This window comes from Levilactobacillus parabrevis (assembly GCF_044051715.1).
Lineage (GTDB): Bacteria > Bacillota > Bacilli > Lactobacillales > Lactobacillaceae > Levilactobacillus > Levilactobacillus parabrevis.
In genome coordinates, this window is sequence record NZ_CP168688.1 from 2244334 (window position 1) to 2265077 (window position 20744).

Here is a 20744-nt window from a genome sequence, read left to right on the forward strand (position 1 = left end):
CGGGCTGCCGCAGGCGGTAATCTTCACCCAACCGAAGACTAGAGGATTTGGCCGACGAACTCGCCGGCTGGGAGGGTGCTGAAGTCGTAAGTCTTGAAGTCATCGACGTTCTTGCTGTACCAGTGCATACTCTCGGTAACCATCAAGTTGACGGCTTCATCCTTTTCCTGCAGGGCAATGATTGGCTTGTTACTCATCGTAGCCACACCTAACTCGTAGGCCGTACCAGAATCCAGGTTCTTGGCCTCAAAGTCGATGACCGTAACGATTACATCAGCCGCCGCAATTTGATCCATATCGCGGTGGAAGATTTCCGTGGCCCATGGCTTGGTAAATTGTTCGTTGGCCGCATCTTGGTGAAGCCGTGGTGAATAGAAATCTTTAACCGTTGGATTGGCTTCCAGGGCAGCCTCTAGGCGCTTCACCCGGTCGACCTGTTCTGGACTAAAGAATGGACTCGCAACGTAAATCTGTGACATAACTAAATTCCTCCATCGATTCGATTTCAACCCTATCGGCATGAAAAAAGCGGCCGAATCCCGCAAGAATTCCAGCCGCTAGGTTCACTCGTGCCTAGGCGCACGAATGACTTCTACCGTACCTTTATCAGCCTCACGGGACTAAATTAAAAGGACTTATTTGGTTGTTGTAAAGTATTATACGGGCCGACTGTTCATCCGTCAAACCCCAAATCGTCGAAAATGATTGGGGTTAATCGGTAAACCACCCGCTGTGCCAGCGCTAACTAATTTTTCAATTAATTCCTGAACGTTGAAAATTGTCGCCTGCGGCTGCCAGAGATTCCGTCTGCTGTGGGGACCGCCTACAGCCGCAGTACGGGCTAACATCATCGTCACGGGTTAACACCATATGAGCCGCAGGGCTGGTGAAAATGGACTCAGCTGTGGGAATACGCTTAGCGGCGCCCTTTGCCGGTTAGCGTATTGGGAACTTTAAGACGTGGTTCTCACGGCTTGAAGTTCAGCCTAAAGACCGCTCTTTGGCTTTAGGCGTCCGCCCTCAGCATCACGGCCCATTTTCACCAGCCCGGAGGCGTAATTAGTTAACCCCCATGGTTGTCAAGGGATGGGGGACTTGCTACACTGGTTATATCAGGAGAGGAGTTTCACACATCTATGTCATCTGAAAATCATCACCTACCCAACCGCATCAAGCTCATCTGGGGAATCAGCGCGGTGGGTAGCTTTGCGGCCTTAGTAGTCATCACTGGTCTCATCTGGCTCACCTACCGCTACTGGAGCTGGCCCTTCTGGCTGGTCTCCACCTTTGCGGCAATTACTATTATCGAGCCCATCATCGAAGGGAGCCTCATCCCCTACCGCTACCGATTCACGCGCTACCAGATTTCCGCGGTCGCCGTTGAAATGCAGTCCGGATTTATCTTTAAAAAACGGGTCGCCATTCCGATTGCCCGGGTCCAAAACGTCACGCTCAACGCCGGTCCGCTACTGCAGTGGCAAAAATTGACCAAGGTGTCAATTGCCACCGCGTCTACTGATCACGGCATCGAAGGCCTGGAACTCGACGAAGCCGAAGCATTGCGCGATCAAATCATGCGGCTCGCGCGGGAGGCCCGCCATGATCAAGCCTAAACGCACCCATCCACTGGGCCTACTCCTGCATATTGCTAATTCAATCAAGGAATATTGGTTTCTCTTCATTCTGGTCCTCACCCTGTATAACCAGCCCCTTTGGTTTGCACTAAGCTGGGCTGGAATTGTCCTTGTCATAATCATTTGGCCCGCCACGCGCTGGGCCACGTTGAGCTACCGGGTTACCCCGACGGCCGTCGAAGTCAACTCTGGGGTGTTTGTTCGCCACCACGAGCATATTCCTTATTCACGAATTCAAACGGTTCAACGGAAGCAGTGGTTCTTCCTAGCCCCATTTAAGCTGGAAGAACTCTATATTGAAACCGCCAGCCATGATGATAACAAACCCGAAGCGCGGCTCGCTGCTGTTCCCACGACACTTGCCGATACCATCGACGGCTACCGTTTAGGCGCAACTGCCGCAGCGACAACCGATTCGACGGCCGCTACGGCAACTGCGGAGACTACAGAAACAGATCCGCTTCCACTGCCCGCAACCACGCCAGTGACCGCCCATTATCGGATCAACAACCGCACCCTGCTTAAGTTTGCGGTTACCTCGACGGGATTCATCCCCTTACTTTTGATTCTGTTAGCCATTTATAACAAGGTTCCGCGTAGTTGGACCGATTCACTGATTGCTGACGCCACGCATTTAGCATTAATCGTCTTGATCGGTGGTGCCGTAGCCGTGGTCGCTATTGCCTGGGTCGGTGCCTTTCTATGGACCTACATCCGCTACTTTCACTTCGACGTCGCGTTGCAGGGGGACCAGCTAAAGACGGCGAAGGGGCTATTCCAACGCAACACGATCACCGCGCCGCTCAAACGCATCCAGGCCATCCGGGTCAAACAAAACGTTTTCCGGCAATGGCTGCACATCCAAACGGTCCAAGTCCTGCTGGCCTCCAAGGCCGCTTCCAAGGACGACGATGACGACCTGGTGATTCTCCCGGCCGTACCCCAGTCACAACTCTATGACGTGGCGTCTCCATTTGTGGACTGGCTACCGGATCATACGCCAGACCTCAGTGATCTCAACGTTGCTGACCGCCGGCAGTGGTATCTCATCCGTAACGCCTTACTGATTGTTATTGCCCCAGTAGCCCTTGCCAGCTTCTTGCTACCGCACTGGATGTGGGCCTTTGCTCTGATTCTAGTCATCGCCTTCTTTCAAGGGCGCTTCGCCGCTCACCAAACGGGTGGTGGCTTGATCACCCCGCGGATGCTGGCGCTACAGACTGGCCACATGTGGACCAAGGAGACCTACTACCTCCCCGTTGACATGATCCAGTCGGTTCGGCTGAACCAGTCCATCTGGATGAAACGAACCGGTCTCATGCACCTCATCGTCAACGTGCGCCACGGTAACAAGAACCAAGCAATTGAACTCCGTTACCTGAAGTCAGCGCAGGCCCAGCGCGTCTACGACTGGTACCTGCAAACCGTCTGAAAGGAGTCCCACCATGACCACCCCTCGAATCTTCAAAATGAGTTTTGCGCGGGTCTATCCGCTGTACGTCCAGAAGGCCGAAAAGAAGGGACGCACTGCCGCCGAAGTCGATGAGATCATCACCTGGCTGACCGGTTACGATGCGCCTGCGCTACAGGCCCAGTTGGACGCAAATGTGGATTGTGCCACCTTTGTGACTAACGCCCCCCGCTTCAACCCCAATGCCACCAAAATTACCGGCGTCGTTTGTGGTGTTCGCGTTGAAGAGATTGCGGACCCCACCATGCAACGTCTGCGCTACCTCGACAAACTGATCGACGAATTGGCTCGAGGGAAGACCATGGCTAAAATCTTTCGAGACTGATGATAGCAGCATTCATTTTCGACATGCCGCACATTGTACTTGCGGTTCCGGGTTCCCCGGAACTAGGGCTCTTACTTATTACTAATGTCAAAAACGCCGAAATAGTCGCACGAATTTAACAAACCATAGAGATTCTTAAACTGTCCCAACAGCACAATTAAGGCCATTCCCCACTTAACCGGGAATGGCCTTTTTGACACGATTGCTGACAAAAAACGGGCACCCACAACCACAACAGTTGTCGGTGCCCGTTTCGTCTCGCCACAGCGTTCCCCAACGTTGTGACGCTCCCCTTGGTACTCACTGACCTCCCCAAGCCGTGGTGTACCGATACTACTTTCGTTAAATCCTACTCTCTAGCCGCGTTTACGTTCACGCCATTGATGCCACTGTTCTCCCAGTCGGGGACGCCATAACCAGGCGTAACCGAATAACAACGTAAACAGCAGGGACAGGACGAACGAGGTCCCGTCCGACGTCCAACTGAAGAAGAACGTGACGTAAATGACAAAGACGATGTATACCGGAACCCGCAAGTGCGGGAACATTAAGTACTCACCATTATGTTCCAGTGAAAGCCGTTGATATAGAGCCGATCCCCAGATAAGCAGTGCCAGTGCAAGAATGACCGCGAACGTCAAGACGCACCACATAATCTGCGTTTCCGTTAGCGAGGTCAACTTCCTCACTATATTACCACTGATTGCGCTATATCCGCCTAAAGAAAAGGTAAAGCCCGCGATGGTCACGACTAGGGGGCCTTCTTGACCAATGATCAAGGAAGCAAACCAACTAATGGCGAACAGGCCAAATGAGATCATCAGCCCAAACAACCAGGATGACAGGATACCCGGCCAACCAATATGCCAGGTGTAGCCGCTCGGCGTGCCGACCCAGTAGATCAGATACTGTACGGCAATCGTGACGCAATCAATAAATAAGATTGTCAGAAAGGCCACCTTGATTTTCGACCAGTAGATCTGTTGCCGACTGAAGCCACTGCTGAACAGAAACTGGTTAAAGTTATCCCGTAGATCAAGGTGCATCATTTCTAAGCCAGCCAACCAGGCAGCAATCATCAGCCAAACGGAAAACCCAGAGAAGTAGATGCCCCGGTACGGTGCCCACTGTTGCATGGTTACGGCGTTCACCAGGTTACGACTGTAATGATCATTAGTCACATCGTGGAGGGCAATCAGGGCGATCATCACAACGCCAAACAGGGCCATCGCCCCGACGGCAAAAAGCATTCTGCGATGGCGTTGCCAAATCAACTGGTCCAAACGATTCTTAAACATGTCTGTGTCTCCTCCCCTACTTCAACAGCTGGTAGCCCGTGTCGTGCGCCAAATTAGCACGGAACAGGTCTTCCAGGGTCAATGGTAATTCTTCAAATAAGACTGGCTTTAACGCCTTTAACTCTTGCTCGATGGCCGGCGTGTAGTTGGTAATAACCACAACTAATACCCGTCCAGAGACCCGGATCAACTGGCTGTTTTTCTTGAGCACATCCGGAATCACCTTGTCGTTGAGCACCAACTGAATCTTTTTGGCCCGTGAACGGACTTCTTCCAGATTATAGTCGTGAACCAGTTGACTGTCCTTCAACAACAGGACCCGGTCACTCAAACCGTCGAGTTCATTCAGGTCATGTGAGGAAATCAGGAAGCCCTTCTGCTGGTCGGCCACCTCATCAATGACCATTGTTGCGATATTCTCCCGCACGATGACATCCAGTCCGTCAAAGGGTTCATCCAAGATAATGTAAGTTGCATTCGAGGTCAACGCCAGAATCAGGTTGACTAACGCCCGCATCCCCTTGGAGAGCCGCCGGTACTGACTGTTCGGATCTAACTTGAACTGGGCGATTAGTTTAGTGAAACGTTTGCCATCAAAGTTGGGGTACACCGTCCCGAAGAACCGAGGCAGTTCCCACAACCGGTAAGTACTTAAAAAGTTATACTGCGTATCAATAAAGAAGAGCTGCTCCTGGCGACTGGGCACATCGAGGATGTCCTCGCCATCAATCGCTACGTGACCAGCTTCTGGCACGTATTGATTCATCATCGTCCGAAATAGGGTGGTTTTCCCCACACCATTTCGACCGACTAAACCGATGATTTCACCGGGTGCCCATTCAAAGTTAATGTCCTGAATGATTGCACGACCGCTAATTTGTTTGCTTAATCCTGAAACTTGTAACGTCATTGCTCTACCCCCTCATATGCCGCCTTGATCCAATCGACAACTTCGTCCAACGGTACACCGAGGTACCGAATCTCCGTCAACAATGTCAGGAGTTGTTTCTTCGTGGCAATCACCTGTGCCGAGTCGCCGGCCGGTGTGACTGCCTCGCGGACGTAAGTGCCCTTCCCGTGGACCGTGGTGATGACTTGTTGAGCTTCCAACTGCTTGTAAGCCTTGCTGACCGTGTTCGGGTTCAGTTGTTCCTGCCGCGCCATCTCTCTGACGGACGGTAACCGGTCACCCGGTCGCAAGATGCCCTGGACGATCTGTTGCTTAACGCGTAACACCAGCTGCTCGTAGTACGGCAGGCCGGATTGATCGTTTACTTGCATGTTTTTCACCCCTTGGTTTGGCTACGTGTTCTGTGTGTACTATTATACCTAGTACAGTTAAAATGGCAACCCCTTGTTTGAAAATTAATTGTGATTGCCGGTTTGACTGGCCTTATTGGCGCCTCCCGGGATGGTGAAAATGGACCGGGACTGCAGTAGGGAGGACACCATCGCCTTACCGGGCGGCGCAAATAGGCTGGAACGCTAGGGCGGACGCCGGGAGCCAAAGTGCGGTCTCCCAGCTTGACTTGGAACCTCTAAGGAACGAGTTTCCAAGTCACCAATTATCTAGGCAGTAAAGCTCGCTACCAAGATAATTCCCACGGCTGAGCCTATTTGCGCCACCCTCACGGCTAATATGGCTTCGAACCACCCGCATCCATTTTCACCATCCCTCCGGTAGACACTACTGTACCGTTCTAACACACCAACTTATCTCTCAATCCACTAACTCACTGCAGAGACACAAAAGGGCCAGCCAAGCCTTCGCTCGCTGGTCCTGATACAAGATATGTTTAAATTCCCCGAAATCAATGACGCAATAGTCCCCACTATTCCGTTAACCATATCACCACCGAACCTCACAGGTAGCCTAGTGATGATACTACTATAAATTAATAACGCCAACAGCAGCGCTCCTGAACATGACACCAACGATAGACCTTCTGCACGTAAACAGCTTTTACTCTGAAGGTACCGTCTAGACTTGCTCTGTAGCCGGAGGCAGTTGGGGTCTACGCAGTGACGGGGGTCTTTGCTAGCGTACCTAGCTAGCTTAGACCCCGGGACGATTGGTAGACTCGACTTTTGAGGCTTCCGATCGCCTCTAGAGACCGCCCTTTGGCTCTAGAGGTTGCCCCACAGCGTAGACCCCAACTGATGTAGGCGAAAGAACCTAAGCCACAGCGTCACGGCCGATCGCCAGCACCCGGCAAGGCGATGATTTACTCAACAGAATCGTCGTGATTGTCGCCAGCAACCGTTGCTTGCGGTTCGTCGTGGCGGACAACCAGTTGCGTAAAGAACTTCGCCCGTGCCATGTCATAGTAAGGTTGAACGAACAGGCCTGCTAAGCCAAACGTGATCATCACCAACAGGAACCAGCCGATGAAACTCAGGTCCATGATGAACAAGAACGCCTTGTTACCATTCATCATGTGTCGTGACTTGGTAATCGCCTGTAATGGTGAGAGTTCTTCGCCCTTGTCGATTGCGTCCCGGTACAGGAAGAATGCCTGCGAATAGGAATAAGACTTGATGAATCCCGGTACGATCAACAGCAAGCTCCACAGGAACGTGAAGATGGCGATCAGAATCCCGATGAAGATCCAGCCCAAGAAGTAACGGCCGTTATCAAATAACTTGAAGCTTCGTTGAATGGGATTATCCAACTTGGCAGTTCCCCGGTCAATATCAATCATGGTCAAACGGGTCCCCGCCCGCATCATTGATCCCGCAATAATCAATAACCAACCGAATGAAAAGAAACCACTGATGGTCGTTCCGCCATTAGTCGCCAAGGTTTGCGTGAAAATGTTGGCGCTACGTTCATAGACCATGCCACCGATCCAATTTAATGCGATCCATAGAATTGAGAGTAATATGTAAAATCCGATATGATCCAAGATTTGGCTCTTGGCCCCTAATTTAAAATTAATGCGATCTTGTGAATCCATGTAAACTCCTCCTCGTTTTCACTGCCTGTGATTGTTTTATTGTAACATAATTGTCACATTAGTTTTAGAGAAACGAACTTTTCTGCAATCCGCCTGAACTTCACATAATTTTCACAACTCTCTTATACTTCCATTACAATCGCCATTTATAATTTGTAAGCAGGTGTAAGTGGTTTCACCAGAACATTGTTACCACTTCACATCAAATACATAAAGAAAGTGGTGTCATTTTGAGAAAACACAGACGCTTTGGTTGGCTGATTCTGGTCAAGACTGAGGCGGCTACTAAGGTCACCCTGACCGTCCACGGGGATACGCCCACTACGACGATCACCAAGCACCTTAAGGGTTACAAGACCCAACACGCAGTTGGTGTGCTCGGCCTCTATGCCGACCGAACCAACCGCGTCACGTTGACCTTTACGCGTAAGAATGGAACGACCACGCGAACAACCTACACGATGAAGACAACGGCGGCACCCAAGGCAATTGGTAAGAATACGTTGAAGACCAGCAAACCTAAGCAAATGGCGCTGGGACACGGCAATACCAAATTAACCTTTGCCGTCAGCGGTCTCGGCTACACCTACGGATTGGACGCCAGGGGTCAGGTTCGTTGGTACTCGACTAAACCAATTTCCCACATATTCAAGCAGCTCGCCAACAAGCACCTGCTGCTCAACACCAAGGTGAAGGCCAGCGACTCTAAGTCGAACGCGCTTCAGGAGACCGACTTCTATGGGCGCGTTTACCACCAATACAACATGAACGGCCTCTTTCCAACCAAGGATGACCCATCCAAGCTGGCTAATAACACCGTGATTCACCATGACGCCATCGAGCTACCGAACCACAACTTCCTGTTGACGGTGGACGATGGGAGTAAGAAGTTCGTCGAGGATACCATGATCAAGGTTGACCGCAACACTGGGAAAATTAAGAAGGTCATTGACCTCAAACGCATTCTACCCAAGTCGGCCTACGAAAACTACAACGGGACCCACCGCGCCGATGGCAAAATCGACTGGTTCCACCAAAATTCTATGTACTATAACCGTAAGAACGGCGAGCTCATCATTTCCGGGCGCAATCAGGATATGATGTTGGCCATTAACTACAAGACCACCAAGCTCAAGTGGATCCTGGCTGCGCCGGAAAAGCTGCCGCAGAGTTATCACAAATACCTGTTGAAGCCCACGACCAAGCACTACCGCTACAACGGGGGCCAACACGCGGTCATGTTGATCAACACGGCTAAAAACACCGGCAGTAAGATCGACTTAGAGTTCTACGACAACAATGTCCCCGTCACTCGCGGCAAAACCAAGCAGTCTAAACAGTGGTCGGCCGGCGAAATTGTCAGCATCGATCAACTGAAGAAGACCGTCACCAAGACGTGGAGCTTCGGTCGGACGCTGGGCAAACGTAACTTCACCAACATTGTCGGCAATAGCTACGCTGTCGGTAAGGGCAACACCCTGATTGGTTTCGGTTACGCGGACAATGGCAAACGCAGTGAGTTCGTGGAAGTCAACCGCAAGACTAAGCAGATTGTCTTCGATGTCGACCGAACCGGCTTCCGTCACGGCGACTGGAGCTACCGGGCCCAACGGATGACGCTGTATCCGGGATCGGCTAACCTGAGTTTGCGAGACATTCAACCTAAATAAGTCGCACGGCTTGTTTGCCTGCACCAGACTGTACCAACTTATACGCAAATACCCTCTCCACTACAAAATCACCCTTCCAGAGTCAAAGCTGGAAGGGTGATTTTTTGAAATGACGCTGATTTAATTTACACGTATAGTACTAATTCAAATGATAGGCATCCCCATACATCCGCCAATGCAACGGCCGCTTAAGCTGATAATTGCCAGCCTCAATCAACTGTCGCTGGACCTTCACGCGGGAGAGATCCTTGTGCGCCTTCTCCTGCCGCATGACTTGGGTGCGGACCTTCAGAAAGGCACGCAGATATTTCGCTTGATTACCACCTTGCCGTGGCGTCTTGGCAAGGCGCAATGCGCGTTGCCGAATACCGCCAAAGCTACTGTTGTCGTTTCCCGGGCCGTGAACCACAATGGCATCGTAATAAATGTACTGTCCCAGTGGACTGAGATTATCCTGCTTCGCCGCACGCAGGACTGGACGCAGATATTGCCGGTCCAAAATCGCATTCTGAGCCCGCACCATCTGTGAATCCTTAGCAGCTACCCGCCAGGCCCGAACGAAGCGCGACCCTAACCCTGCGTGTGAGGCCGTACCGTTCACCCGTCGAAGTGCCGGCAAATAGCGTTTCAACCCATTATGCTGGGGCTTTAACTGACAATAACGCTGCACAACTTGCCGCAGATCCCCCGTTGCGGAGGTAAAGCCAATGATCCCGGCCGTATACCCCCGGTGATCACCAATATCTTCGATGTAACCGTACTGTTGCCGATAATTTGTCGTTGAATTCTCGGCACTAGCCACTAACGAAAAAGTCGTTGCACGCAGCTGACCGGACCCAATTGTATGCTCAGCTTGGTAGCCGGTCTGAGCCGTACAGCCACCGAGACTTAGTATCCCCACTGCCAAACAAAGACGCCACAGGATTTTTCCGAATTTCATACACCAATCTCCCCGATGTAAAGTCATCATTTCTCCACAAGTTCCAGCAATAACGCCTGGCGCCTAGGAAACATTTTCCACATGGGCCACATTCTTCTGGAGAGTTCGATACATCTTCTTCGTCTTCTTCGAATAACCGGCGTACGCCTTATATTTTTTCAGAATTTTTTTGCCTTGCCAGTATGCTTTGTCATCTTGCTGATTCAACACCAACAGATTCTTCCCCTGGTTAGCGGCGAGATCGGCGTGGTATTCCAAGCTATTGCGATTGAAGGCTATATCGGCCCGCATGGCGGCGCTCCCCATTAACTGTTGCGCAGTCGCCGTTACCACCTTATTATGTGGCGGCAAAATCTTGAGCGACCAGGTCTTCGTCTTTGACGCAATCATGTAAGTCTCATTCTGGTTGTTTTGGCTGACCAGGTCCTTGTAGTACTTGCCGCCGACGTGTCCCCAAAGAGATGACTTCCGTGACACGACCTTTTTTCCTTGATAGACGACCATATTCACCTTAACAGCGTTGCCAGCCGGCTGTTCGCCCGCGACAAATTCATAGCGCTTGCCGTCTTGCTTCTTAGTAAACGCCGCGACATAGATTTCGCCATTCTTAGGAACTCGAAGCAGGGATAACTTAAACCCCTGAGCTTTAAAAATTTTGTTGGTCGCCGCGCAATCCTTATGATCAATGACATTTTTCGCCTTCGCCTGGGCCGTGACCCCCGCACCCAAACTGACCAACCCAAACGCCATCACTGTTAATCCCAACTTCAAACATGCTCTTAACCACAACCTAAACACTCCCCGAAAATAATTATTTGGTTAACCACATGATGGCATTAACTAATCTCTTTTATAATCCGCTTCCGCTCGACCACTGTCAATGCTGAATCAGATCAACAAACGTCACGGTTTCTTTGCATAATGTCCACGCAAAAAGGACCCAGAATTTTTTCTGAGTCCTCTCAGTCTTCACATGCTTAAAATGTTCGTTAATTACTGCTTGAGCTACTTTGGGTTGGCATCCCACTAGGTTTGCCTGATGGGCGGCCTTTCATGCCCTTCGGCGCGTTCTTCAATTGCGTTGTTTGCGCCGATTTGGCCTGTTGTTGGCCGAGCATGTAGCCCGTACCGCCACCGCCGCCAAATAAAATGAATCCAGCAACGACGAGCGATAGCCAGTGTTTGGGTCCTTTACGCGTTGGTTGCATCTTAGAATCATCCTTTCTAAAAATAATCTGCAATCGTATAAGTAGCAGTATACGGGAGTTTTCTTAACCTTGGCTAAATCGTTCGGAATCTAAGGGTTGCGTTCCACTTTAAAAGTCGGTAGTATGTGAACTATGAATTTGAAAAAGATTAAATAATGTTCGGAAATGGAGAAGATACCCGATGCGTAATGTCTACTTTAACCACGATGGTGGCGTCGATGACTTAGTTTCCCTGTTGCTCTTGCTACAAATGCCAGATGTTCACCTAACCGGGGTCAGTGTCATTGGCGCCGACTGCTACCTGGAACCAGCCCTGGCCGCTAGCCGGAAGATTATCGATCGTTTTGGGCACGGCGCCCAACTCGATGTGGCCGCGTCCGATTCTCGGGGCGTCAATCCCTTTCCCAAGGAGTGGCGACTCGATGCCTTTAGCCTCGACGCCCTGCCCATCTTGAACGAAGCCGGGACGGTGACCACTCCCGTAGCTGCCAAGCCAGCCCACCTCGACCTGATCGATAAGGTTCAGGCTGAGGCCGGTCAGACCACGCTACTCATGACGGGCCCCCTGACCGACCTCGCTCGCGCCCTGGCAATTGATCCCAGCATCGTCACCAAGATTGATTGCCTCTACTGGATGGGCGGCACCTTCGACGGTCGAGGGAACGTCGCCGAACCCGAACAGGATGGCACGACGGAATGGAATGCCTTCTGGGATCCGGATGCTGTGAAGACCGTCTGGGACAGCCAGATTCCCATCCAAATGGTCGGTCTGGAAAGCACGCACCAGGTGCCGCTGACCCCTGCCATTCGGCAACACTGGGCCACCTTGCGTCAACATCCGGCGCTGGACTTCATCGGCCAGGGATACGCGTTGGTCCCCGCCCTACAGCACTTTGAGACCAACTCGACCTACTTCCTCTGGGACGTTCTGACCACGGTAGCCACTGAGACACCAGCTATCGTCACCACCAAGACTGTGACCAGCGATGTTCTCACGACTGGCCCCGGTCGCGGTCGCACCTTTGAAACGCCGAACGGTCGGCCCGTGACCCTGGTCACCCAGGTCGATCACGACGGATTCTTCCAGCGAATCGATGAACTGGCCATTCTAGCCGATAAATAAGTTATACTGGAGGAAGCGGCCGCAACGGTGCTTCCTTTTTTGACGCCATCAAGGCGGCCCTGCCTACATAAAATAATGACTTTACACATCCTAAAAATACATCGTACAAGGAGATAACGTTTATGCTTTCCATCACCATCGGCATTGCGATCGGTATCATCGTATCCTTCCAGACTGCCGTCAACTCGCGGTTGCGCAGCTTCATCGGCTCGCCCTATCAAGCCTCGTTTGTTTCATTTGCCATCGGGACCCTCTTTCTGGCAGTCATCACCCTGCTGGGCCACCAGTCGCTATGGGTCTCTGGCACCCTACTGGCGACCCAGCCTTGGTGGATCTGGATTGGTGGGCTACTCGGGGTCATTTTTCTAACCACCAATATTCTCCTGTTTCCCCACATCGGTGCCGTTCAAACGGCTATCATGCCGATCCTCGGGCAGGTCATCATGGGGTCGATCATCGACAACTTCGGCTGGTTCAGCGCGACCAAGCAGCCGCTGACCCTTATCAAAATCATCGGTCTCCTACTCGCACTGGCTGGCATTATCATCACGGTAGCCCTGCCGGGAATCCTGCAACGGCGCAACCAGCTACAGCGGCCAACACCCACTGGTAATCCACTACTCTGGCGCTTACTGGGCGTATTTATCGGGGCACTGGGTGCGACACAAACGACGATCAACGGTCGATTAGGACTCGTCCTGCACTCCGCTGTTCACGCGGCATTCATTTCCTTTTTGATTGGAACGCTGGGACTGCTGGTCATCGTCCTCATCGCTAATCACGGGCTAAAGGAAGTCCGCCGAGCAACCGGTCCGGGCAAGCCTTGGTGGCTGTGGATTGGCGGGTTACTGGGCGCCGTCTTCGTACTGGGAAACGCCTACCTGGCACCAATCCCCGGCACTGGCCAAACGGTGGTCTTCGCCTTACTGGGTCAAATTGCCGGAGGCCTGCTCGTCGATCAATTTGGTCTGCTGGGCGCAACTCGCAAGCCGGTCGTTCCGGTTCAACTGTTAGGCCTGGCAACACTGATTGCTGGGGTTGTCATGATTCGACTGTTTTAATTTGGAATTTTCAAGATCAATAAAAATCATTTTGTCTTGTCAAGAATTCTCCAAGACCTGCAAATACTTACAACATCTCTCAAAAAAATGAATTTACACGCTAGAAAAATATAATGTTATTAAAGATCGCATTGAGCTTTTGAGAAAAAGTTCAATGCTTTTTTCATTCTTCGGATTCGCATAAACACAAAGCAACGTAGCATTTTTGCAATTCATTCTTTATGATTAAATAAAATCTATGGGTTCATCAAAGTTTATATCAGTTAAAGCCGCAATTTCAGTCAAGAATGGTGCATCTATATTTATTTTAAAAATATTTTCTATTAATATTACAAAATTTATTACTACTTTATTTATCAATTCCAGGCTCCATCGACACGAACATAGGTTCCTTTATATATTGGCTTAAGAACACACGTTCGTATAATGGGGTTATATCAAGCGCTTGATATAAAAATAACTAGGAGGAATCTATTATGAGTACAAGTAGCACTCTACTTTCATTTATCAAATCACAAATGGATACAGCTAAGTTCCAATACGATGTCACATTGAATGAGACTGGTAATACTTTGCTAGGTCAGGTATCTAATCTTCCAAATGAAGATGATAAGATTTTCCCCCAGCATATCAATGTTGATCAATACTATTCTTCCAACTATTCCGGCATAATCTCAGGAACATGGTTCAACTTGTCTGACCCAACTAGTTATCAAGTCGAAGTTTATATCATTACCGATGATTATTACCTGCAAGAAAGCTGTGATCTTTCTAGCAACGGACGTTGGACAACCACAAAATCTATTGGCACAGGATTAAAAGAGATTCGACTCGTCCAAACTAATAGTGACAAATCAACTAGCTTTGTTGAATACCCTTATTCAACTTTCGTAAATTATAAGGCCCGTTTCTTTTCTTTAACCGATGCAGAGTATCTTAATGCTGAAGTTCCAATCTTTGATGTCGGCGCTGGTAATTATATTTTTTACACTAATAAGGTCTATCCAGGATTGAAGATTGCTAAAGTTTTACATCGTGTATGGCGTGCGAATTCCTACGAATACGATGTCGTTGGGCTAATTGGATCTGAAGCAAATGTTCACGACGGCCGACTCCCAAGCTCATTCCTAATTCCGGCAAATGACCCATCATACGATAAGGATGGAACTAAAGCCTTACGCAAGTACGGCTACATGTTGAATTCCCGTAGCTGGCTTTATGATATTGGATTAGCCCTTTTAGTATTCACAACTAGTGGTGATTACGATCTCTGCAAAGAAATTATGAATCGCTTAGCTGCCGAACAAAACTCAGATGGTTCGTTTGATTTTAGTTATGACAATTATATTGGCGCTCTTTTTGAACATTACGTTAGAACAGGAGCTGTTGGCTGGATTGTCTGGGGCATGTGTCACTACATGCTCAAAACTGGTGATAAAAATCATCTTGACGTAGCCGAAAAAGCGGGCAATTGGATTTTGAGTCAGATGGTTACAGATCCCAAAGATCCACGTTACGGCCTGCTTAAAGGTGGGAATGGTGAATATAGCAACAATTATGATTTTTCAGATACTGAAATCGCCTGGTGCTCCACTGAACACCAAGTCTCCAGTATGCAAGGACTGTATGGCTTGCTAAAAGTTACTGGAAACAAGAAATACCAACGCGCTCTGGATAAGATTCACAGCCATTTTGTCAATACTTTATATGATGCCAAGAATAAACGCTTTTATCAAGGTGTTTCAGCTGACGGAATCGACTCTTCCTGGGCCCTCGATTGTGTGACCTGGGCTGGTATGGCAGTTATCCAAGATAAGTCTTTTAACATCAATAGTGCTGACTTTTTGAAGACTGCACAAGATACTTTTCTTGTAAACAATGTAAAGGTGGTCGAAAGTACCGATGAAGCTCACTATAACGAAACTTACAGTTCCGAAGCTAGTCTCTCGGGATTCAAGCCATATAGTGACAGCGATGGCGGTTATTCCGGTTCCCCAGACATTATTTGGACGGAAGGAACCCTCGGGTATATAGCACTCTGCAAAAAACTGGGCAACACAGCTGAGGCTGACAAATATTTATCCCAAATGGAAAACCTCCAAACCATTAAGAATGCAACTGGTGGTATGGTTTACGCAACAGAGACCTATGCTGCACTGCCATGGGAATTTCACGTCTGGGAGAGTGTTGTCGGAAGCGCATGGTTATATCTAGTTATTAATGACATCGATGCTGTATTTCCAACGCTCTCATTTTCAACTGACCTCACGCAGAATACGCTTGACGCCGCAAACGATGACTTGGACTACTATCAAGATAATCTAGCCTTTCTAAAGGCTATTCCTGAATTAAACTTTACTGAAACGGCTACTACCTATACGTTTGCATCTCCAGCTGTAGACGTTGCCTGGCGCTTAGATGTAGGGGCCTCGATTTCTTCTCCAGAGAGTGATAACATTGTGGTGTATACGATTAAAGATGGTCAAATTACAAACAACCTTGACAGCATCCAGAAATTATTAGCTCAGAACGATACTTTTACCTTTGATGGTTTAAATCAAATCTTAGGCACGTTAGCCGTTAAACTAAAGAATGGTCGATTATGGATCGATGCTGCAGCAGGTGGTTCAGGATTCACGTTGCATCTTGAAAAGGATCACACTGAAGTTAACCAAGTCCAAGTTACCGAAAAGTATGAAATTTCTCTGACCATCAAATTCCACCAGATTACAGTGACAACACCGACTGAGACAGTGACAGACTACAATAACCAAATTAACAAGATTCAAAATTTAGATTGGGTAAAAGTTGAATCTCTTGCAACATTCGTACTAAAGATTTCTTTGATTGCTGCTACTGATTTAGCAATAATAGCAGCTACTGCCCTATTCATTATGTTCATTCCCGTAGGCGCTTAATAAGGTATAGGAGTGGTTCTTTGTCCACCAACAAATTAACAGTATTCTTTAGACTACTAAGATTTACTTTAACCCAGTGGCGATTTCTGCTGGCACAATGGAGATTCTTTTTGCTAGCCGATTTGGGCACTGTTATACCAATATGCCTCATTGCAATGACCTGGTATGATAATATGGCTATAAACGAGACAACACTGGAACAACTTCTAGTCGTTGTTTTGCTTATTTGGACTTTCTTCACGCTACTTATTGGTAACGCTCGATTCTGGGCCAAGTGGCTTACCTGGCGCAATCAAAAGAAAGTTAACCGCTTCTTTGCCACTGCCGACTGGGAAGACCAATTATCAAAAATGAGTCTAGCCCAGCTCTATGCCATTGGCCAAGTCCTGATACATCAGCGAACACAATTGGGTATTGAAAAACAATTGCGTAAATCCCCAAATGATATCCGCGAGCGGTTAATCGTCGTTATCCGGCAACACAAGAGGCACCTGGATGAGGAAAGAAAGTCCGACGACTAACACTGAATATTTTTTACTAACTCTAAATTACCCAGCAGATACAGGTGCTTGCCCAAAAAGCTAAGCACTTGTATCCACTGGGCTTTTGTCTTCGTCCGAATTTGCTTTTACTAAATCTGAGCAACCAAAAAGGGAGCCCCTACTGCGGCTCCCTCTGTTTACGATTAATTTAATTACTTGTCAGCGTACAGCTTCGCAACTTGATCCTGAACCTGTTGGTGGCCTAAGAATTCGTCATAAGTCGTGTCTGCCCGATCCACGATACCGTTAGGGCTAACTTCAATGATCCGGTTAGCAATCGTTTGAATGAACTCGTGGTCATGCGATGTGAAGAGGATGCTACCGGTGAACCCGACCAGGCTGTCGTTCAATGCCGTGATGGATTCCAGATCCAGGTGATTGGTTGGATCATCAAGCAACAGCACGTTAGCCTTGCTCAACATCATCTTGGACAGCATAGCCCGGACCTTCTCGCCCCCAGACATCACGTCGACTTCCCGGTTCACATCATCGCCAGAGAACAGCATCTTCCCGAGGAAGCCCCGTAAGAAGGTGTTGTCACTCTCCTCCTTGGATGCGAACTGCCGTAACCAGTCAATAACCGTCAACTCGTTGTTGGCAAAGTAGTCGTTGACGTTCTTTGGCAGGTAGGTCGTACTGGTCGTTTGACCCCAGACAACGTTTCCACTGTCCGGCTCCATTTCGCCAGCAATGATCTGCATCAAGATGGTAGTCGTCAAGTCATTACGACTGATGAACGCCGTCTTCTCATCGGGACGCAACGTGAAGCTGACGTCATCGAGAATCGTCACACCGTCGATGGCCTTGGAAAGGTGTTCTACGCGAACCAAGTCGTTCCCAAGTTCCCGTTCTGGCGTGAACTTGATGAAGGGGTACTTCCGTGAAGATGGCTTGATGTCATCCAGTGTGATCTTCTCCAATTGTTTCTTCCGAGACGTGGCCTGCTTAGACTTCGAAGCGTTGGCACTGAACCGCGCCACGAATTCTTGCAGTTGCTTGATCTGATCGGCCTTCTTGGCGTTGGCGTTAGCCTTCAGCTGTGCAGCCAATTCACTAGATTCCATCCAGAAGTCGTAGTTCCCGACAAACAGCGTGATCTTACCGAAGTCCACGTCACACATGTGCGTGCAGACCTGGTTCAAGAAATGCCGGTCATGGGAAACAACGATGACGGTATTTTCGTAGTCCGCCAGGAAGTTTTCCAACCAGCTGATGGATTGCACGTCCAGCCCGTTGGTCGGTTCGTCCAAGAGTAATACGTCGGGATGACCGAATAAGGCTTGGCCCAGTAAGACCTTCACCTTTTGGGGTTCCGTTAATTCACGCATTTGGACTTGGTGGAGAGATTCGTCAATCCCCAAGGCCTGCAACATCTGGCTCGCTTCGGCTTCGGCTTCCCAACCACCCATTTCACCAAATTCACCTTCGAGTTCAGCGGCGCGAATCCCATCTGCATCACTAAAATCGGCCTTCATGTAGATGGCGTTCTTTTCAGTCATGATATCGTAAAGCTTCTTGTGACCCTGGATCACCGTGTTCAAGACGATTTCATCTTCAAAGGCAAAGTGATCTTGGTTCAGGCTGGACATCCGTTCGTTGGGGCCCATGGAGACGGTCCCGGTCGTCGGCTTTAATTTGTTTTCGATAATCTTTAAGAAAGTGGACTTGCCGGCGCCGTTAGCGCCAATGACCCCGTAGCAATTCCCCGGGGTGAACTTGAGATTGACTTCGTCGTAGAGCTTCCGGTCGGAGAACTGCATACTGACATTATTGACGGTTAACATGAATGAACGATACCTCCTAGATTTTTGCGTAAAAAACCAACGTGTCAATTAACGGCAACGTTGGTTTCCACTCATATTCGTTGTGTTATGTTGGCCTAGTCTACCATAAATATCGTTCACAAGCAACGGTTATGCTACGACCAGGACCGTTGGGCGGCGTACCGCTCACGGTAAGACTTCGGCGTCATCAGGAAGTGTTGCTTGAAGGTCACGAAGAAATTCTTCTCCGTCCGAAAGCCCGTCTTGGTGGCAATCGTCTGGATGGAATCGTCCGAGGTCATTAGGAGCTCCGTGGCCCGTTCCAGCCGAATCTGCCCCAAATAGGCCTTCGGTGAGATCCCCATATATTCTTTGAAATATCGGGAAAAATAAACACTCGAGTAGTTCAGTTTCGTCGCTAAATCGGCAATTGACACGGGTTGCCCGTAGTTCTGCTGCAGCTCTCCGACGGCTTGGCGCAAGGGCTCCGGCAATGGCAACTGATCATTATCGACCTGCCCGTTGATCTTCAACTGCTTCAAAAGCTGCCCGACCAGCTGATACTCGGCACCCAGACTCGCTAGGTAATCTGCCTGGCTGTCACGTTCGTGAATGGCATTATCCACGAGCACGCCAGCCGCCTGACCAATTCCGCGGTAAGCGGCATCGTGCAAGTCCAGATCGACGGGACCCCAGATTGGAAGCTGCTCGTTATCGACCACATTTCGCAGCCAAGCCGCCGGCATCAGTAGCGTCATGATTTGATTATCCTCATCCAACATCGTCTCATAACTGTGGACCACTTCGGAATTAATCACGTAGATATGACCGGCAGCCATTTCAAAGGTTGAGCTCCCAATATGCACGGTCCCAGGATGCCCACAATACGGGTAGGCCAATTCAACCGCTTGGTGCCAATGTGGCAATACCAATTTCGGGCCGCCGGTGCCATGGCTAATGACGCGCAACGGCAATTGCATTGTAAAGTTTAAGCGTTCATGATACGGCCGAGGCATGTTCGTCCCCCCATTCTCGCAAATTCTTATTCAACAAAGTAAGCGGCTCCAATTTAATTACCCCCAAGTAGACCAATTGCAGCAAGTTGTTTTGTATTGTAGTATACCACGTTAACCACCTAGATGGTTAAAATAAGTAACGCAATCATTAAATTATGGGATTATGGAATTGCTAAATCCCCAGTACAATGTACTTGTAACATCCGATAGGGGCCACACAAATTAACAATTGTTCGTCCCTACTGTTACAGTCATTGCAAACCTCGTGAAAGTTTGTCCGTCAGCGCCGTTTCTCGCCGCTACTGGGGAGTGCCAGCGAGACCAGCCGCTAGTCGCACAAAGCGCCTAGCCCATCATCTTTTAGGATAATCGTACCGACCGCTTGGGGGAGTGGCCGATCAACCAACTACCGGTGGTTTCTCTTGGGGAAGAGATCACCCACCGTACTGTGAAGAAACAGAATAGGCTATGGCCATCAGAGGCTTTAGGGGGGACAGCTAGACCGGTTTATTGGGTCTGGTTGTTTTTGTTTAGAGAGTGGAGCAAGCCGTTTAGATTCTGAGCATTAACGAGAATAAGGCTTCTGGTCGGCAGCCGCCGGCCAGGAGTCTTATTTTTGTTAAGCGGAAGAATCTGGCTTGCGGAACTCGTTTCAGAAGCCGCATATTTCCGGATATCCCGGCGAAAGAAAGTCTAACGAACTACGCCAGAATAACCACTAACATACATATACCGAGCAGGAGTCCCTTATTTTTCTAAGCGGAAGAACCTGCCTTGCGGAACTCGTTTCATACCAGAGAGTGAAGTAAGGCGATTAG

18 protein-coding genes are annotated in these 20744 nt (G+C 49.4%); 8 read left to right on the forward strand and 10 right to left on the reverse strand.

What is annotated here, in order from left to right; translation table 11 throughout:
- Window positions 1-38 precede the first annotated feature (38 nt).
- Window positions 39-479, reverse strand: a complete 441-nt coding sequence (locus ACEPSU_RS10555) for a nucleoside 2-deoxyribosyltransferase (protein ID WP_395321505.1) — start codon at window positions 477-479, stop codon at window positions 39-41.
- A 657-nt stretch (window positions 480-1136) separates the two neighbouring features.
- On the opposite strand from ACEPSU_RS10555, the gene ACEPSU_RS10560 reads away from it, so the two are divergent.
- The 3 genes from ACEPSU_RS10560 to ACEPSU_RS10570 are packed head-to-tail and all read left to right on the forward strand — an operon-like array spanning window position 1137 to window position 3430.
- The gene (locus ACEPSU_RS10560; protein WP_020088749.1) at window positions 1137-1613 is read left to right on the forward strand and encodes a PH domain-containing protein; all 477 of its coding nucleotides are present in this window, start codon (window positions 1137-1139) and stop codon (window positions 1611-1613) included.
- Window positions 1600-3066, forward strand: a complete 1467-nt coding sequence (locus tag ACEPSU_RS10565) for a PH domain-containing protein (protein ID WP_395321507.1) — start codon at window positions 1600-1602, stop codon at window positions 3064-3066. The genes ACEPSU_RS10560 and ACEPSU_RS10565 overlap by 14 nt, the downstream gene beginning before the upstream one ends.
- A gap of 13 nt (window positions 3067-3079) precedes the next feature.
- Window positions 3080-3430 (forward strand): DUF2200 domain-containing protein, encoded by a 351-nt coding sequence (locus ACEPSU_RS10570; protein WP_395321509.1) that lies wholly within the window; start codon window positions 3080-3082, stop codon window positions 3428-3430.
- 356 nt (window positions 3431-3786) lie between these two features.
- Here the strand turns inward: ACEPSU_RS10570 and ACEPSU_RS10575 are convergent, their stop codons facing one another.
- The 4 genes from ACEPSU_RS10575 to ACEPSU_RS10590 all read right to left on the reverse strand — a co-directional run bounded on the left by ACEPSU_RS10575 (window position 3787) and on the right by ACEPSU_RS10590 (window position 7685).
- The gene (locus tag ACEPSU_RS10575; RefSeq protein WP_260339874.1) at window positions 3787-4728 is read right to left on the reverse strand and encodes an ABC transporter permease; all 942 of its coding nucleotides are present in this window, start codon (window positions 4726-4728) and stop codon (window positions 3787-3789) included.
- A 16-nt stretch (window positions 4729-4744) separates the two neighbouring features.
- Complete coding sequence (locus tag ACEPSU_RS10580) at window positions 4745-5638, reverse strand: ATP-binding cassette domain-containing protein (protein WP_395321511.1); 894 nt, start codon at window positions 5636-5638, stop codon at window positions 4745-4747.
- Window positions 5635-6009: a GntR family transcriptional regulator gene (locus ACEPSU_RS10585; protein WP_395321513.1), complete on the reverse strand. Its 375-nt coding sequence runs from the start codon at window positions 6007-6009 to the stop codon at window positions 5635-5637. Before ACEPSU_RS10585 ends, ACEPSU_RS10580 begins: the two co-directional genes overlap by 4 nt.
- 944 nt (window positions 6010-6953) lie before the next feature.
- Window positions 6954-7685 carry a DUF975 family protein gene (locus ACEPSU_RS10590; protein ID WP_260339869.1) on the reverse strand — a complete coding sequence of 244 codons (732 nt, stop codon included), beginning with the start codon at window positions 7683-7685 and terminating at the stop codon, window positions 6954-6956.
- A 230-nt stretch (window positions 7686-7915) separates the two neighbouring features.
- Between ACEPSU_RS10590 and ACEPSU_RS10595 the strand changes: the two genes are divergently transcribed.
- Window positions 7916-9355, forward strand: a complete 1440-nt coding sequence (locus tag ACEPSU_RS10595) for an aryl-sulfate sulfotransferase (RefSeq protein WP_395321515.1) — start codon at window positions 7916-7918, stop codon at window positions 9353-9355.
- Between the two features lie 139 nt (window positions 9356-9494).
- Here the strand turns inward: ACEPSU_RS10595 and ACEPSU_RS10600 are convergent, their stop codons facing one another.
- The 3 genes from ACEPSU_RS10600 to ACEPSU_RS10610 all read right to left on the reverse strand — a co-directional run bounded on the left by ACEPSU_RS10600 (window position 9495) and on the right by ACEPSU_RS10610 (window position 11503).
- On the reverse strand, window positions 9495-10295 hold the full coding sequence (locus tag ACEPSU_RS10600; protein WP_395321517.1) for a chitosanase: 801 nt from the start codon (window positions 10293-10295) through the stop codon (window positions 9495-9497).
- 63 nt (window positions 10296-10358) lie between these two features.
- Complete coding sequence (locus ACEPSU_RS10605; protein ID WP_395321519.1) at window positions 10359-11084, reverse strand: hypothetical protein; 726 nt, start codon at window positions 11082-11084, stop codon at window positions 10359-10361.
- Between the two features lie 200 nt (window positions 11085-11284).
- Window positions 11285-11503, reverse strand: coding sequence for a hypothetical protein (locus ACEPSU_RS10610; RefSeq protein ID WP_395321521.1), 219 nt, complete (start codon window positions 11501-11503; stop codon window positions 11285-11287).
- A gap of 181 nt (window positions 11504-11684) precedes the next feature.
- Here ACEPSU_RS10610 and ACEPSU_RS10615 point away from each other — a divergent pair, with 181 nt between their 5' ends.
- The 4 genes from ACEPSU_RS10615 (at window position 11685) to ACEPSU_RS10630 (ending at window position 17126) form a co-directional block, all read left to right on the forward strand.
- The gene (locus tag ACEPSU_RS10615; RefSeq protein ID WP_395321523.1) at window positions 11685-12626 is read left to right on the forward strand and encodes a nucleoside hydrolase; all 942 of its coding nucleotides are present in this window, start codon (window positions 11685-11687) and stop codon (window positions 12624-12626) included.
- Window positions 12627-12748: 122 nt separating this feature from the next.
- Complete coding sequence (locus ACEPSU_RS10620; protein WP_395361537.1) at window positions 12749-13687, forward strand: DMT family transporter; 939 nt, start codon at window positions 12749-12751, stop codon at window positions 13685-13687.
- A 476-nt stretch (window positions 13688-14163) separates the two neighbouring features.
- Window positions 14164-16605: a hypothetical protein gene (locus ACEPSU_RS10625; protein ID WP_395321527.1), complete on the forward strand. Its 2442-nt coding sequence runs from the start codon at window positions 14164-14166 to the stop codon at window positions 16603-16605.
- A 20-nt stretch (window positions 16606-16625) separates the two neighbouring features.
- Window positions 16626-17126: a hypothetical protein gene (locus tag ACEPSU_RS10630; protein ID WP_395321529.1), complete on the forward strand. Its 501-nt coding sequence runs from the start codon at window positions 16626-16628 to the stop codon at window positions 17124-17126.
- A 173-nt stretch (window positions 17127-17299) separates the two neighbouring features.
- On the opposite strand, the gene ACEPSU_RS10635 is transcribed toward ACEPSU_RS10630, so the two are convergent.
- Together ACEPSU_RS10635 and ACEPSU_RS10640 are read right to left on the reverse strand one after the other, a co-directional pair.
- Window positions 17300-18931: an ABC-F family ATP-binding cassette domain-containing protein gene (locus ACEPSU_RS10635; protein ID WP_020088735.1), complete on the reverse strand. Its 1632-nt coding sequence runs from the start codon at window positions 18929-18931 to the stop codon at window positions 17300-17302.
- Window positions 18932-19065: 134 nt separating this feature from the next.
- Window positions 19066-19926 carry an AraC family transcriptional regulator gene (locus tag ACEPSU_RS10640; protein WP_260338701.1) on the reverse strand — a complete coding sequence of 287 codons (861 nt, stop codon included), beginning with the start codon at window positions 19924-19926 and terminating at the stop codon, window positions 19066-19068.
- Between the last annotated feature and the right edge of the window lie 818 nt (window positions 19927-20744).